Origin of the sequence: Marinobacterium rhizophilum (genome assembly GCF_024397915.1) — a bacterium.
GTDB lineage: Bacteria > Pseudomonadota > Gammaproteobacteria > Pseudomonadales > Balneatricaceae > Marinobacterium_A > Marinobacterium_A rhizophilum_A.
The window spans coordinates 4,039,710-4,055,768 of record NZ_CP073347.1 but is presented as its reverse complement, the minus strand read 5'-3'; the positions used below and the strand labels follow the sequence as shown (position 1 = coordinate 4,055,768).

The window sequence follows — 16,059 nt, the reverse complement described above, 5'->3', positions numbered from 1 at the left end:
GTGTAACTCCTGAAAGCGACTGTGTTGTTGATATCTTCCGATACTAGGGACAAGACCCGATGCGCGACCAATGCTATATTGGCCCAGACCGGTTACTTTTCGGCATAGGTGCCGTAATCAATGGGCTACAGAGGGGTTTTATGGAAATAAAGTGGCTCAAGGATATCGTTGCACTGTCCGAGAACGGCAGTTTTTCGAAGGCCGCCGAAGCACGCTTCGTGACTCAGCCGGCGTTCAGCCGACGCATTCGCTCACTGGAAAACTGGCTGGGGGTGCGCCTGATCGACCGCAATCGCTACCCGACGACGCTCACGCCGGAAGGACTCGAGTTTGTGGACGAAGCAAGGCGCATGATTGCCGATACCTATGCCACCCGGGATCGACTGCGCCTGCGTGAAGAGCAGCATCAGACCCTGCAGTTTTTTGCCCAGCACTCCCTGGCGGTGTCGTTTTTTCCGTCCTGGATTCGAAACATCGAGTCGCTGGTCAATGACAGCCTGGTGCGGCTCGAGGCCGGCAACCTGCACGACATGATCGAAGCCTTCCACGCCGGCATGGGGGATTTTCTGCTGAGCTTCGCCTCGCCGGTGACACTGGATCAACTCGAGCGCGATGATATCGAGTCCATGCAAGTGGGTACCGACCGCCTGATACCGGTCACAGCAGTCGATGACGCGGGGCAGCCCCGGCACAACCTGAGCCCGGACACCGCCATGAAACTGCTGGCCTACCCGGACGACTCCTTTCTCGGTGAGCTGGTAAAACGCGAATGCCTGTCGCAACTGCCTGCCGGAATGACCTACAGGCCCATCTTCGAAAGCGCGCTGGCAGAGGGACTCAAGGCCCTGGTGCTGCAGGGACAGGGCATGGCGTGGCTACCGGCCAGCCTGATACGCCACGAGCTGGAACATGGGCTGCTGTGCAGCCTGGAGGCTCCGCTGCCCATCCTGGATCTGAAAATACTGCTGTATCGCTTTAAAAATACACGTACACCGGAAGCCGACAGGTTCTGGAACTATATTCTCGAACTCTACAACCTGGGCTATTCCTGAGCGTTATCGACGAAGTGCTGGCGAATAAAATCGATGAACTGCTGTTGTACCGGGGTTACCGCCCCTCGCAACCAAACCATATCGGTCGGTATCTCTTCGTCAACATCGTCGAGTTCCAAAATCACTGTGCCCTTGCGGTAATAATTGCGCATACTTTCAACATGTACGGTGATACCCAGATTAGCCTCGATAAAACCAAAGATGCCCTCACTGTTATAGGCTTCCTGAACAACCCTTGGCAGGAATCCCCGGCGCAGGCAGATCGACTGCAGGTGGAGATGAAAATGACGCCAGCCGGTGGCAAGTCCCATCACAAATGGTTCTTCGCGCAGCTCCTCCAGGCGCACCGATGCACGTGGCGCCAACGGATGCTGGCTCGAGACCACCGCCACCAATCGATCACGTTGCACTGTCACGCTGTCCAGATCATGCTCGCCGACCGGCCCGGTCACGAAACCGAAATCCAGCTTGGACGCAGCCAGACTCTCAATCTGCTGGTAGGTGAAACCGTGTGACAGCTGCAACTGAATTGACGGATAGGCTTTGCGAAAGGCATCGAGAATAGTCGGCAAGCGACCGGTAATGGCAAAGTCGGTATAGCCGATGTGCAAATGCCCGACCTCGCCACCAAATACCCGCTGAGCCTGCCTGCCGGTTTCCTCCAGCAGCTCCAGCGTCTGATAGGCCCCTTCGAGAAAGGTCTGCCCCTGTGCCGTTAGCCGTACCTGTCGGCTCGAGCGCTCCAGCAGTTGCAGGTCAAGGATGTCCTCAAGCTGCTTGATCGACCGGCTCAGCGCAGGCTGGGCCAGGTTCAGCCGGTTGGCTGCGCCCCGGAAACTTAGCTCTTCTGCCACCGCAATGAAATATCTCAGGTGGCGGAGCTCGTATCTGATTGCCATCATCTATTACTCGAAGGTATCGATTGATAGTGCATTGATATTATACAAGTCAAACGGGATGGCATAGTCTCAAGTTGTCAAGCATCTCTGATTCGCCAAAAACCATGACCTAACAACAACCGTATCCGGAGAACTCCACGATGAACACACTGCTTAAGTCACTCGGCGTGACACTGGGGCTGAGTACTGCAGCCATTACTGCCAGCAATGCACTGGCGGCAGATGTCACATTGAATCTTGGTTATGCCGCTGCCGAAGGCAGCTCCTACTCGATTCTGGCCGATAAATTCGAGGAGTTGACGGAGAAATACTCCAACGGCAGCATCGATGTGAAAGTCCGTTGCTGCACACAGCTTGCGACCGAAGATGAGGCATTCAAGTCGATGCAACTTGGCATCGTTGATATGTATATCATTACCAACAACAACATATCGCCGCACTTCCCGCTGATGGATGCCTTTGTACTGCCGTATATTTTCCAGAGCGCGGAACACACCCGAAAGGTCATTCAAGGCCCCGTTGGCGAGGCCTTCGCCAACAAGCTGCAGCAGGATAGCGGCGTTCACCTGCTTACATTCGGCCATGTAGGGCACCGCGACTTTTACAATACCGAACGCCCTATCAACAGTTTCGAGGATATGGCAGGAATAAAGGTACGCGTACCCAAAAACGAAGTCATGATAAAAACCTTTGATGCCTTTGGTGCTGCGCCGCTTCCCCTGTCCTGGTCCGATACACCGACGGCCTTGCAGACCGGAACCGTGCAGGGAGCAGACAACGGTACATCCTTTATCAAGTCTCAGAAGTTTTATGAGTTCGTGCCCAACCTGGCCATTCTGGAGCATTTCTCCTATTTTTCGCCTCTGTTCGCCAGCTCAAGGGCTATCGGCAAACTGGACGACGAACAGAAGAAAGCGCTCTTCAAGGCCGCCCAGGAAGCTGGCGAATATCAAAGCACAGTGATGGCGAAGGATATTGCTGAAACCCGAGCATTCCTGGCCGAGAATGGCATGCAGGTGACATATCCCGATAAAGCGGGCTTCATCGCAGCCTCTCTTCGGGTGCAGGATGAAGTCGCCGCAGAAAAAGACGATGCATTCAGGACACTGATCAGCGACATCCGCGCCGCCGCGCAATAACCTGTTCGCCACCCCGGGCAGCTTGATATACAAGCTCGCCCGGGAAGGGCCTGGGAGGCTGTCCGACAACACTCAACCTACTGCGAACCACCTGAGTTTGGCTGATTTTCGTGCTGTTTGGCGTTAAATAGAACCACTATTTGCCTTAAAACATCGCAAAAATCAGCCCAAATCAGCCGGCTCTCGCTACGGTCAGCATTCTCGGACAGCCTCCTAGCTGTTTAATGTTACTAAACTATAGTGCGGCAACCGGTCACCACCGTGAAATATCGGGTGACAACACGGCATTATAGGGGGAGGCCATGTTGCGAAAATACCTTGCGCTTATCGAAAACCACTTCGAAGAAGTAATATGCGGTTTATGCCTGACCCTGATGGCTGGCTGCATCATGACCCAGGTACTGTTGCGTTTCCTGTTTTCCAGCGCGGCCCCTTGGGCGGAAGAGCTCGCGGTATACTGCATGATCTATGCGGTGTATATCGGCGCTTCAATGGCCATCAAGGAACGCGCACATATCAGAATTCTTCTACTGGTAAACCGTTTTCCTAAAAACATCCGGCTTGTATCTATTTTATTGGCAGACATACTCTGGCTTGGTTTCCTTGTTCTTATGATCATCCAGACCAGCATTTACATGCAGCTTTTATTCAGCACGACCTTTATTTCACCGGGCCTTGGCATCGATCAAAAATGGTTGCAACTGGTAGTGCCCATTAGTCTCGTACTGATGGTATTGAGAATGGCTCAGGTTTACTACCGTTGGTGGCATAACGATAATCAGGAGTTGCCCTTATGAACGGCCCAACAGCAATGGCACTGGTTTTCGTTTTTACGATGCTTATCGGGGTCCCGATACCCTTTGCCGCCGGACTCGCGACTGTTGCCGGTATCTGGATCGCCGACATTCCGTTAACACTGCTCGCTCAATCGGCCTACACCGCCTTTGATGCGTTCCCGCTGACCACGATACCCATGTTTGTATTGGCCGGCGCACTCATGGAAAAAGGCGGCATGTCTGAGCACCTGATCAGCATCGCCCGCAGGCTGGTTGGCGCCTACAAAGGCGGCATCGGACTGGTAACCGTGGTCTCCTGCATGTTTTTCGCGGCGCTCTCAGGCTCCGGTCCCGCCACCACGGCAGCGATCGGCTCGATTACCATCCCGGCGATGCTGAAGGAAAATTACAAGGCCCGCTTTGCTGGCGCCATTACCGCCGCGGCCGGTGCCCTGGGCAGCATGATTCCACCGAGCAACCTGCTGATCATCTATGGTCTTGTCGCCGAGCAGTCCATTCCTCGACTGTTTCTGGCCGGTATCGTTCCGGGGCTGACACTGGGTGTGCTGTTGATGCTCGTGACCTACCTGATCGCCCGGAAAAACAACTATGGCGGTACCGGCGAGCCCTTCTCCTGGCGGCCGTTGATGGGAGCCATCTGGGAAGGAAAGTGGGCCATTGGAGCACCTGTTCTGATTCTGGGCGGTATCTATGCCGGCATATTCACCCCATCAGAAGCCGCTGCGGTGGCCGTGTTTTATGCGCTTTTTGTTGGTTTGGTGATCTACCGTCAATTAACGGTCAAAGACATTTTCCATGCGATCCGCTTTACGGCGCTGATGATCGGTTCGGTACTGTTTATCCTGGGCGTAACCAAGGCCTTTGGCCAACTGGTAACCCTCTACGATATCCCTGAATCAGTATCATTTTTGTTCGGGGCCTTCAGTGAGCATCCCTGGCTGGTGCTGCTTCTGATCGCGGTTTTCTATATTTTTGTCGGCATGTGGCTTGAATCCATTCCGCAGATAATTATTTTTACCGCTGTATTTCTTCCTCTGGTCACCTCCCTCGGCGTGGATCCGATACTGTTCGGAATCTTTACCGTGGTTGCCTGTGAGGTCGGGTTCCTGACTCCGCCAATTGGTGTCAATCTTTTTGTGGCATCAAAGATAGCCCGTACTTCGGTCGAGCAGGTTTCTATTGGGGTACTCCCCATGCTGATACCTTATTTCGTTGTGATTGTTCTGCTCGTATTCTTTGAAGACTGGGTGTTATTCCTTCCCAACCTGGCATTCGGAATCAGCAGTCACTAATCGGAGCATAAAATGTTTGATATTATTATTGCTAACGGGCTACTGGTTGACGGCACTGGAAAGCCGGCGACAAAACAGGACCTTGGTATCAATGGCGAGCGAATTACTGCCATCGGTGACCTTGCCGCTGCCCAAGCGGAAATCAGAATTGATGCCGACGGCCAGATCGTCAGTCCAGGCTTCATCGACATTCACACTCATTCCGACTTCAGCCTGCTGGTCAATGGCAAAGCCGAAAGTCAGATTCACCAGGGCGTAACTCTGGAAGTGGTTGGCAACTGTGGTCATAGCTGCGCGCCCTGTCCCAAGTGTGACGAACTCAAAGGATCTATTTTCGGCTATCAGTCAGATATTGATATCAGCTGGAATACTTTCGACGAGTACCTGACTGTGCTCGGCGAACAGCCCCTGGGCGTCAATGTTGCAGCCTACGTGGGGCATGGCACTCTGAGAATCGCGGCGATGGACGGGAAAAATATCAACCGCCCCGCGTCCCCGGTCGAAATAAAAGAAATGGAGCGCCTGCTGGCAGCATCGCTCGAAGAAGGCGCTATCGGCTTCTCTACCGGGCTGGAGTATTCTCCCGGAAGCTCCGCACCCACTAGTGAAATTACGCAACTGTGCCGTGTACTGCAACGATACGACCGACTGTATGCCACCCACGTTCGCAATCGCGATATTTATTATGAACAGGGCTTCGGTGAAGCCCTGGCAGTTGCGCGCAATGCCGGTGTTCGTTTACAGATTTCACACATTGCCCCGAAATTTGGTGCACCCGCCCATGCAATGGAGCATACGTTGCAGATGATTGACTGGGCGCGCCATGATGGGGTCAATGTCGCTTTTGATATCATCCCGCACAACTGGGGCCCTACAACCATGTCGTCAGTACTGCCAACCTGGGCATTCGACGGTGGCGTTACCAAAATACTGGAGCGGCTGGCAAACCCCGGACTACGGGCCGCATTAAAAGACAACCCAAACCCTATCTGGCAAATGATCCCGGCTGGCCGCTGGGATCTGATCATCCTGTTTCAGTGCGAACAGAATGCGGACCTGAATGGTCTTACTATCGCCGAGATAGCAGCCAAACGTCGTCAGAAGGACCCTCATGACACCGTGCTTGATCTCCTGCTGGAAGAAGGCGAGGGCATGTTTAATGTCACCTGGGCCGCCAACAACTTCGCAGAGTCCGATAACCGGCTCTGCGTCAGTCAATCCGAATGCGGCATCATTTCTGACACCATAACGCTGGCGCCCTATGGCGCCCTGGGCAAGAAGCGGTGGTCGCCGAGCACTTACGGCTGGGCTTCACGCTTTGTTGAACACTACTATCGAGAGGAAAAATTAATAACGCTCGAAGATGCCATTCGTCGCATCACGGGGCTAGCCGCCGAGCGCCTTGGCATCAAGGACCGAGGCACACTTAAAAAAGGCAACATGGCCGATATCACCATTTTTAGCAGCCGCGAGCTGCACGATAATTCAACGTTACAGGACCCGAACCGCTACCCGTCCGGTATTGATCACGTTATCGTCAACGGGAAACTCGCCATCCAGGCGGGCAAGCGTACCGATAACAATGCGGGGCGTGTTCTGCGCGCCTGAACCTGGCCCTGTGCTGCTGCCGGCGCCGACAGCAGCACAACCTAGTATCCCGCTAAGCCCCAGTTGCAGAAACCGAGATCCCGCTACAGGTTCCTGCCTTGAAAAATTACCCCGCGTTTACAGGTGCCACGTATGCGGTTATAGCAGGCAGCTCACCTTCATACTTTTCGATATTGACCAGCGTACTGTGCGCAGCCGTTCCCTGGGAAAGCCTTGATGTTCTCTTGTCATGGGTCAGCATATTGGGGTTGCCGTGCTTGTCGAGGGAGCCTTGCTGCTCTGAATCCAGAGGGTCATACCAGGCCCCTGTACACAGGTAAACGGTCTGTTCTCGAATATCAGAGGTGACAATGGCGCCGGCGAGACAGGATCCACGATCATTGAAGACGGTAACAACATCACCGTCGACGATATTGCGTTTCATCGCATCATTGGGATGAATCATGATCGGCTCTCGACCCTGAATCTTGTTGCGCTGGCTGTAGGCACCCTGATCAAGCTGGCTATGTAGCCTGGTTTTAGGCTGCCCTGAGATCATATGAATCGGATAGAGCGCTGCGCGATCCGACTTGAGCCATTCCGTTGGAGGCAGCCAGGTCGCCTGCCCGGGGCAGTCGGAATAACCAAAGGAGGCAATGGTTTCACTGTAGAGCTCTATTTTCCCACTCGGTGTCGTCAGCCTGTTTTTTTCAGGGTCTTTGCGAAAATCTGAGAACAACACGGTATCCGGATTTGGATCCGCAAACTCGATAATGTCGCCGTTCAGAAACCCATCGAATGCCGGTAACTCAACGCCCAGTTCGGCGGCCTGATGACTGACATCACCCCACATTTCCTCGAGCCACTGACGCGAAGTCTTATTCTGTGTAAATTCTTCTTCAATACCCAGGCGCCGGGCGAGTGCTGTGAAGATATCGTACTCGTCCCGAGCCTCTCCTACGGGCGCAATAATTTTCGGCATTGGAATCAAGCAGTTATCCCGCTTTCCGCCGCCAATATCTTCTCGTTCAAGCGTCGAGGTTACCGGAAAAACAATGTCGGCAAAGCGTGCCGTTGCGGTCCAGTTGAGCTCGTTGACGATCACCGTTTCCGGTTTCTGGAAGGCCTGAATCAGCCGGTTTATATCCTGGTGATGATGGAAGGGGTTACCCCCGGCCCACCAAATCATCCGAATATCAGGATAAGTCAAATCCAACCCGTTGTACTGATAGGCTTCTCCTGGATGCAGCAGCATATCGGAAATACAGGCGACCGGGATAAAGGGCTCTACCCTGTTCTTGCCCTGCGGCAAAGCCGGCCAGCGTATCGGGCGGTTCATCAAACCAATACCGCCATCGGAACCGTATGCAATCCCGAAACCGCTCCCCGGCAAGCCTATCTGGCCCAGCATTGAAGCAAGAGTGATGGTTCCCCACAGGGGTTGTTCACCATGCTCTCCCCGCTGCACACCCGCTGCGGTACAAATAAAGGTTCGCGAAGCTGCCATTTGTCGCGCCAGCGTGCGTATCCTGTCCGCGGGAATGTCAGATAGTTTACTGGCCCACTCGGCCGTTTTGGCGATGCCGTCCTTGTCCCCAACAAGGTAGGCTTTGACTTCATCAAAGCCCACGGTGTACCGATCCAGGAAAGCCTGATCATGAAGATTTTCAACCAGAAGCGTATGGGCAAGCGCGAGCATGATCGCCGTGTCGGAACCGGGCACCAGCGCCAGCCATTCGGCTTCAATTTCAGCGGGCGTGTCAGATTTGCAGGGGTTGAAGTCGACGAATTTCACGCCAGCACAATGGCAGGCACGCAGCTCATCACGCAGACGGTGCCTGGAGCACCCGCCCGGAGCCGCCTGAGCGTTTTTTAACGGCATGCCACCGAACATGACGACCAGCTCTCCCTCCTTTGCGATGGTCGACCAGCGGGTTCCTGTGGGTGCCAGATTTTCGAAATCACCGATAAGATAAGGCAGCAGAATGAGCGCGGCATTGTAGCTGTAGTTGCCGTCACTTCTCACAAAGCCGCCAGCACAGCCGAGAAAACGTTTCAACTGACTCTGGGCATGATGAAAGCGTCCGGCGCTACCCCAGCCATAGGAACCACCAAATATCGCCTCGTTACCGTGTTCTTCGCAGGTGTTCTTCAGCGCAGCCGCCGCCAGATCCAGCGCGGTTTCCCAGGAGACCTCGACAAAAGGCTCCTTGCCTCGCCGGTCAGTCTGCTGCCCAGGCCCATGCTCGAGATACCCCTTGCGTACAGCGGGACGGAGTATACGGGAGGAACCGTAAATCGAACTGACGAAGTTATCATTGATAGAGGAAGGGTGTGGATCGATAGGATGAGCGCCGACACCCACTAGGCGTCCATCTTGAACTTCTGCGACTCCCGCTCCCCAATGGCTAGAGGTTACGTGCTTCTTCATTGTCGATTCCCTGCTGTAGTTAATTGGTCGACCCTGAAAAACAGGATCCGAACGCCGCTAACATCTTGCCCGCCGGCCGCATTCGCGTTGATAACGGCAATTTGACGCTCAAAATTGCCGTGTGATCCTGTTCGTTTTACAGCCTGTACAGCAATAACCGAGCATCGACTGCAGCAACAGACGGCATTTTTCGGGGGAATAAATTAAATTCTAAACCTCCAGCACCACCCGGCCAATTGCACGCGAGCAACAGGCCAGTACATATCCGGACTCGACTTCCGCATCGGAAATGCCACCATTATGAATCATATGCACTTCACCAGAGGTTTTTTTGATTTTGCAGCTTCCACATACACCAAACATGCATGCCGAGGGAATAACGATGCCCACCTCCTTTGCTACTGAAAGCAAGGTATCTGTCTGCTTGCAGGCAACCTCTGTGTTCAAACTATTGAAATGGATTGCCGCCTCGACATCATCCGCCGGGACAACGTCATCGTGCTCCGGTGTGTCTGCCTGCGTATAAATAGGCGCTCCGAAGCTTTCCTCGTGATATTGCGCCATGTCAAATTCTTCAGCGTGAAGAATGTCACGAACACTCTGCATGAAACCTTCGGAACCGCAACAGAATATTTCACGCGAAGCAAAGTCAGGTGCTATCAGCTCCAGCATAATCTGGTTAAAACGTCCCTGGAATCCTGTCCAAACATCATACCGGTCTGTATCTTTGACAATCCAGCTGACCTTGATATCCGGATCCCGCTTGGACATATGTTCAACTTCATCACGGAAAAGTATTTCCGATGGTCTCGCTGCACAATGAATGAAAGTAATATCGGTATGCACACTATAATCATAAAGCCAGCGCAGCATTGAGATCATTGGGGTGATCCCCGAGCCCGCTGAAATAAACAAGTATTTTTTGGCCGGGTGACTACGACAGGAAAAAACACCTGAGGGCCCATATGCCTTTATACTATCGCCCAACTTGAGGTTATCCAGCAGCCAGGCACTGCCCCCCTGCCCATCCTCTTGACGCTTTACGGTAATGCCAATGGAGAGCGGCCTGGAAGGGGTAGTCGAAAGCGTGTACGAACGGTGCAGAATACCATTTTCAGTGGGTACTTCGATTGTTATGAACTGCCCAGGCTCATAGTTGAATAACTGATCATCATCAACTTTGAAGAAGAAGGTCTTGGCGTTACGAGTTTCCGGCATCACCATGACACACTCTAAACGCTGCTCATCATTCCAGTAAAACGGAACATCTTTCAGTTTAGCCAGGTCCGATGAACGCATAACATTACACCTCTATAATCAGAGCCTCAAAGTAAAAAACTATCCACGGGAAAATCTGCCGCAAAAAATTTACAGCAGATTTTCTCAGTGCTTAGCTAAGTTTTTCAATCATGCGGTCTGTATACCAATCAACAAAAGCTTTCACCCCAAACTCTGCAGTCGGTGAATAAGGGCCAGGCTTGTAGGCACGTGTATTTATTCCCAGCTGGTTGCGCTCAACAAAGCTTCGATCTTCATCATTCGTATCACGCCAGACTTTGGTCAAGGTTTCTACATCGTAGTCGATGCCCTCTACCGCATCCTTCGGCACCATCCACTTGCAGGTCAATTGCGTTTCCTGGGGGCTTATCGGCAGCACCCGGAAGGAAATACAATGATCTGCCTGATAATGGAGCCAGACGTTCGGCAAATGAAGGTTGCGCAAGGTGCCTACATCAACATCTGGGAGGGTACCCAGTCGATGGTTCTTCACAGCCGGCTGGCCATCCATGGTCATGGATACCGCACCTTTCACAAGGGGCATGCGAGCAATGCGCCAACCGTTTTTGTTTACCGCACGGTAGGGCAGGTCTTTGTGCTCCCAGTCGGAAAAAGCCTTCTCCATATGCGCTTTGGCATCAGGCGTGGTGACCGGGTCATTCGGATCATCACTTTCTGGCAGGCTGCGTAAAAGAGAGGGGTGCCCGGCCTGGCAGTGATAGCACTCGCGATTATTTTCCCAGACCAGCTTCCAGTTACCCTGCTCTACAATCGAGATTTCCGCAGCGACTTTCAAGTCCTCCATGCCATGGGGCGCTATATAGGGCTCAATTGTTCTGGCGTAGTCACTGAAATCCGGTGGATTGTCACTGAGACAGACGTAGATTGTGCCGCCCGCCACCTCAACGTTTACCTTATTCAGCGGAAAATCGGCCTTGTCAAAATCACTGCCCATCTCACGCGCAAAAATCAGCTGACCGTCAAGTTCATATGTCCACTGGTGGTAGGGACATACAATTTTTGGAGTGCTGCCACTGGCCTTGGTACAAAGTACCGAGCCACGGTGACGACAGGTATTGAAGAAAGCGCTGATACCCCCTTCGTTGTTACGCACAATCAGCAACGAGTCTTTACCAACATTGACCGTAACGTAATCCCCCGCCTTGGGTACCTCACATACGTGCCCGATCGCCAGCCAGGTTTGAGCAAAGATAAGTTCCATTTCCAGATCGAATAGTTCGGGGTCTGTATAGAACTGTTGCGACAGGCTGTAACCTGGTTTGCGCGCCTTTAGACTTTCTAAAACAGCTGCTGAAAACTTCATACCGCCTCCATTGCTGATGGAAATTTCAATTGAAATCCAATTGAAATTCAATTATTAACCCGGCGGGTTAATACATGAAACAGGAATGTTTCATCATTGGCCGCAGGCCAATGCGAACCCCATCTATCTACATGAGAGAGTCCAGCACGTCCACGCACTTGCGCCCATTCTTTGCGCTAGAGAGTATGTGGGGTGACTGGCAAATAGGGAGGTAACCTATTTTCCAGCCAGGTTAATAAGCACAAAACCCTATCTAATTCCGTGACTTAAAATCCCGCCAATACCTATAAAGCCTGTAACCACGCAGCCCGCAACGGTAAAATTGGCACTGTTCCTGATTCACACAGACGGCGCCTTTTTCCATGCGTACCTTCAAACTCGAACAGTCAACAACTGAGACTATCAGTCTCCAAAACGCAGTACTCGCATTGGCCAACGGCCAATGCGAGTCCTTGACAAAAAATGCTCCTGCTTTTTTGCACACAGGCCATCCATGGCCCTGAAAATCGATGGATTTCAAACAACTTCGCACGATTTTCAAGGGTGACAATGAAACAGGCCAGGACGAACTGTTTCACCGCCGGGTTGATAATTTTATTAGTCCTCCCGTTTAAACCGCCCCTGGACGATCCGGTCAATAATCATGGCGCAGAGCAGGATGGCCAAACCGGCCAGCAGTCCCTGTCCTTTCGCCGCGAACTGCAATGCCTGCAGCACGTCAGTACCGAGGCCTTCAGCACCGATCAGCGAGGCGATAACCACCATCGACAGGCACATCAGGATAGTCTGGTTGACGCCAGTCATGATGTTGGGCAAAGCCAGGGGAATTTCCACATCCAGCAGCAGCTTGCGCCGGGTACAGCCAAAAGCCAGCGCTGCTTCCACTATCGTGGGTGGGACTTGCTTGATGCCCAGTGCCGTCAGTCGCACGACCGGCGGCATGCCGAAAATGATCGTGGCCAGGATACCCGGCGGCTTGCCGGTGCCAAAAAACGCGATGATCGGAATCAGATAGACAAACGCCGGCATGGTCTGCATAAAGTCCAGCACCGGTCGAGCAAACGCGTAGGTCGAGGGGCTCTTCGCGCACAGGATCCCCAGCGGCACGCCGATCACCACACACAGGGTGGCCGCAGCGCCCAGCAGCGCAACCGTTGCCATGCTTTTCTCCCAGTACCCCAGAAACGCGAGGTAAGCCAGCGCCGCAAGCGTGAAGATGGCCACCCGCGGGCCGGCCACACGCCAGGCCATCACCAGTATCACCATCGCCGTTACCGGCCAGGGCGTATCGACCAGCACCACTTCCAGGCCATCGAGCAACATGCGTATGCCGCTGGTAATACCATCAAAAAAACCGGCTCCCCTTGAGGCGATGCTGTCAAAGCCTGCGTCCAGCCAGCTGGCGGCTCCGTTGAAAATTGATTTGTCGGTGGGAAACTCCGTCAGCCACGCCTCCGGCTTGGCCGCCGTAAAACGGTACAGTGTCAGCGGAAACATCACGACCAGCATCAGGGCGCCGAAGAGCAGGTTCGCCAGGCTGAAACCGCTTGCTTCACTACGCCCCCCGCGCCAGCGGCAGTATTTCTGTTCATAAAGGATATTGGCCACGAAACCCTGGATCAGCATGGTAGCCAGCAGGGCCAGCGTGCCCAGGAGTATCAGCTGGTTCGCTCCGGAAACCGCCGCCTCAGCGGCAAGCAGGGCGTTCTCTGCAGCCCGCTGCAGGTTATCGGCGTTACGCTGCAGAACCTCGGCACTCGAGGACCCGGATTCTATGGCAGCCTGGGCCTTGGCGGCCATCTCCTGCGACTTTTCGCTCAGGCGTTGCGCCCGCGCCAGACTGTCCGCCCCCAGTTCACCCCATAACCCCCGCCCCAACTGGACCAGCGCAAACAGCGTGGCGACGGTACTCATCCAAAAGAACCCCCAGACGTTACGCGCCGAGGCCCAGAGCGGCCCCAGTAACGCAGCGTAGGGATTAAATGAGAAGGTGATGCGATTGCTGGACTGGATCTTTTCGAACTGTTTGCTGTAATAGTCACCCTGGCGTTCGGTAAAACGATGAACGGACTTGGGTTGTTCTATCAGCTCCGAGGATTGATTGCTGGCATTCATATTACTCTTCCCCCTTGATGCCCTGCAGCAGAATATTTTTGCTGACGATGCCGATATCCGCTCCCGCTGCATCGGTGATTATGATTGGCAGATCCGAGGTGACGGCAATATCGATCAGCTGATCAAGATTGGTGTTTTCACCCACCCGCGGAGCATCCTCCAGATTCATGCCGGCAGGTACCGTTTCACTGTTGATTTCCTGCATGATCGAGTGGGCACAGACCAGCTTCAGGTTGGAGATGTCTTTGACAAAATCAGCCACATAATCGTCTGCCGGATGCATCACGATCTCCTCTGGTGTGCCGACCTGAATCAGGTGCCCGTCCTTCATGATCGCGATGCGATCGCCGATGCGGATCGCTTCATCAAGATCATGAGTAATAAAGATGGTGGTTTTCTGCAGCGTCTTGGTCAGCGTCACAAACTGATTCTGCAGCTCGCGCCGAATGAGCGGATCGAGCGCGCTGAAGGGTTCGTCCATCAGCAGCACTTCGGGATCACTGGCCAGCGCCCGGGCCAGGCCGACACGCTGTTGCATGCCACCCGAAAGCTCACTGGGCAGGCGGTCTTCATAACCACCGAGGTTCACCAGTGACAGGGCATGCTGGGAGGTTTCCCAGCGCTTCTTCTTGGGAACGCCCTGTACTTCCAGCGGAAAGGCGACGTTGTCCAGCACCGTGCGATGCGGCAGCAGCGCCATGTGCTGGAACACCATGCCGATATGTTTGGCACGGACATCCCGCAGCTCATTGTGGGACAGGGCAGACATATCCCGCCCAAGGACATTTATATTGCCGGCGGTGGGTTCGATGAGGCGATTAAGGTGCCGAATCAGCGTAGATTTCCCGCTGCCGGACAGCCCCATGATGCAAAAGATCTCGCCGCGAGGCACCGTAAACGAGACATTCGCGATCCCCACCACACAAGAAAAACGTTCCAGAACGGCAGCCTTGTCCAGCCCCTCCTCAACGACCGCCTTCATCGCCTGATCGGAATTCTTTCCAAAAATTTTCCACACGTTTTCTAGCTGAATGACATTCGCACTCACGATGGGTTCCCTCACTACTCGTATTGGTGTCGTTGCAGGCATCTGATTGGGTTGAGGTACAGCGAATGACTCCAGAATCGATTTCTGAAGCCATTCGCTTCATGACCCGATGTCTATCAGACTATGCTCTAACGGAACCGGACTATTGGCCCAGCCAGGACTCAACCAGGCTGCTGTGCTCTTGAACCCACTCTTTGGCAACGACAGCAGGATCTTTCTTCTCGACCACCACGTGGTAACTCAACTCACCAACCAGGTCGGCGTTGAGTTTGAAGTTTTTCAGAAGCATCGCAGCTTCAGGCTGATCCTGTTCCAGAGACTTGGCGTAGTGCACGTACAGATAGGCCGTGTCCCAGGCACTATCGGCATTGGAGTTCGCCAGCCAATCGGGATCATCGGTGGGTTGCACTACCTTCCAGGTATCCGCGTTATGTGGCGGCTCTTCGAGCATTACCAGGTCGTACAAATTAAACACATGGTGCGGCTTGTAGCAGAAGAACGCATAGGGCTTGTCTGCTTTAACCGCGGCATCGAGCGCCGCCCAGTTGAGTGGCATATCCATAACGACCTGCGTCATGGTTTCGTCATAACCGTAGCTTTTGGCCTTGATCGTCTCTATCGTCGTCGAGGCTGCGCCAGGTTCACCGATCCACATATCGCCCACGCCATCACCATCGGCGTCGAAAAGTACCGACTTGTCCGGGTCTGTCAGGTCAAAAATGGATGTTATGTTATGTTTTTCCGAGATTTCCTTGGTGACGCAGATCCCCTGTGATGCCGTAACACCATTGGGGTTTTGCAGCACGGTACCGTTGGTCTTGACATACTTGTCATGCAGATTGCTCTGATTGGGCAGCCAGACTTCCGGGTGTACGTGCATGGATCCCCGGTCCATCGCTTCCCAAATAACCGCATTAGAGCCGCTTTGCATGGACACATCCAATCCCAGGTTGTCCTCCATCACCACCTTTAGAATATGAGCCGTGGCAGCGGCCGAAGGCCAGCTGGGAACGCCCAGAACCACGTCTGCGGCTTGCGCCAGGCCACCGGTTAAACAAAACGCCGCTGCGGCGCCAAATGCCTTTGCTGATTTCATA

12 protein-coding genes are annotated in these 16,059 nt (G+C 53.7%); 5 read left to right on the top strand and 7 right to left on the bottom strand.

Annotated features, from left to right (window positions below; all coding sequences use genetic code 11):
* Window positions 1-140 precede the first annotated feature (140 nt).
* Window positions 141-1,052, top strand: a complete 912-nt coding sequence (locus tag KDW95_RS18280; RefSeq protein WP_255853213.1) for a LysR substrate-binding domain-containing protein — start codon at window positions 141-143, stop codon at window positions 1,050-1,052.
* Here the strand turns inward: KDW95_RS18280 and KDW95_RS18275 are convergent.
* A complete protein-coding gene (locus KDW95_RS18275) occupies window positions 1,043-1,954 on the bottom strand; it encodes a LysR family transcriptional regulator (RefSeq protein WP_255853212.1) in 912 nt (303 codons plus the stop codon). The two genes, KDW95_RS18280 and KDW95_RS18275, sit on opposite strands and share 10 nt — an antisense overlap.
* Before the next feature lie 137 nt (window positions 1,955-2,091).
* Here KDW95_RS18275 and KDW95_RS18270 point away from each other — a divergent pair, with 137 nt between their 5' ends.
* From KDW95_RS18270 to KDW95_RS18255, 4 genes are all read left to right on the top strand, one after another.
* Window positions 2,092-3,090 (top strand): TRAP transporter substrate-binding protein, encoded by a 999-nt coding sequence (locus tag KDW95_RS18270; protein WP_255853211.1) that lies wholly within the window; start codon window positions 2,092-2,094, stop codon window positions 3,088-3,090.
* Between the two features lie 302 nt (window positions 3,091-3,392).
* On the top strand, window positions 3,393-3,887 hold the full coding sequence (locus KDW95_RS18265) for a TRAP transporter small permease (RefSeq protein ID WP_255853210.1): 495 nt from the start codon (window positions 3,393-3,395) through the stop codon (window positions 3,885-3,887).
* Window positions 3,884-5,179: a TRAP transporter large permease gene (locus tag KDW95_RS18260; protein ID WP_255853209.1), complete on the top strand. Its 1,296-nt coding sequence runs from the start codon at window positions 3,884-3,886 to the stop codon at window positions 5,177-5,179. Before KDW95_RS18265 ends, KDW95_RS18260 begins: the two co-directional genes overlap by 4 nt.
* A 12-nt stretch (window positions 5,180-5,191) precedes the next feature.
* Window positions 5,192-6,787, top strand: a complete 1,596-nt coding sequence (locus KDW95_RS18255) for an N-acyl-D-amino-acid deacylase family protein (RefSeq protein ID WP_255853208.1) — start codon at window positions 5,192-5,194, stop codon at window positions 6,785-6,787.
* A 106-nt stretch (window positions 6,788-6,893) separates the two neighbouring features.
* Here KDW95_RS18255 and KDW95_RS18250 read toward each other — a convergent pair whose 3' ends face one another.
* The 6 genes from KDW95_RS18250 to KDW95_RS18225 all read right to left on the bottom strand — a co-directional run bounded on the left by KDW95_RS18250 (window position 6,894) and on the right by KDW95_RS18225 (window position 16,058).
* Complete coding sequence (locus KDW95_RS18250; protein ID WP_255853207.1) at window positions 6,894-9,197, bottom strand: molybdopterin guanine dinucleotide-containing S/N-oxide reductase; 2,304 nt, start codon at window positions 9,195-9,197, stop codon at window positions 6,894-6,896.
* A 210-nt stretch (window positions 9,198-9,407) separates the two neighbouring features.
* Complete coding sequence (locus KDW95_RS18245) at window positions 9,408-10,496, bottom strand: hybrid-cluster NAD(P)-dependent oxidoreductase (protein ID WP_255853206.1); 1,089 nt, start codon at window positions 10,494-10,496, stop codon at window positions 9,408-9,410.
* Window positions 10,497-10,587: 91 nt separating this feature from the next.
* A complete protein-coding gene (locus KDW95_RS18240) occupies window positions 10,588-11,799 on the bottom strand; it encodes an aromatic ring-hydroxylating oxygenase subunit alpha (protein WP_255853205.1) in 1,212 nt (403 codons plus the stop codon).
* 597 nt (window positions 11,800-12,396) lie between these two features.
* Complete coding sequence (locus tag KDW95_RS18235) at window positions 12,397-13,914, bottom strand: ABC transporter permease (protein WP_255853204.1); 1,518 nt, start codon at window positions 13,912-13,914, stop codon at window positions 12,397-12,399.
* Between the two features lies 1 nt (window position 13,915).
* Window positions 13,916-14,977: a quaternary amine ABC transporter ATP-binding protein gene (locus tag KDW95_RS18230; RefSeq protein WP_255853203.1), complete on the bottom strand. Its 1,062-nt coding sequence runs from the start codon at window positions 14,975-14,977 to the stop codon at window positions 13,916-13,918.
* A 127-nt stretch (window positions 14,978-15,104) separates the two neighbouring features.
* Window positions 15,105-16,058: an ABC transporter substrate-binding protein gene (locus KDW95_RS18225; protein ID WP_255853202.1), complete on the bottom strand. Its 954-nt coding sequence runs from the start codon at window positions 16,056-16,058 to the stop codon at window positions 15,105-15,107.
* Between the last annotated feature and the right edge of the window lies 1 nt (window position 16,059).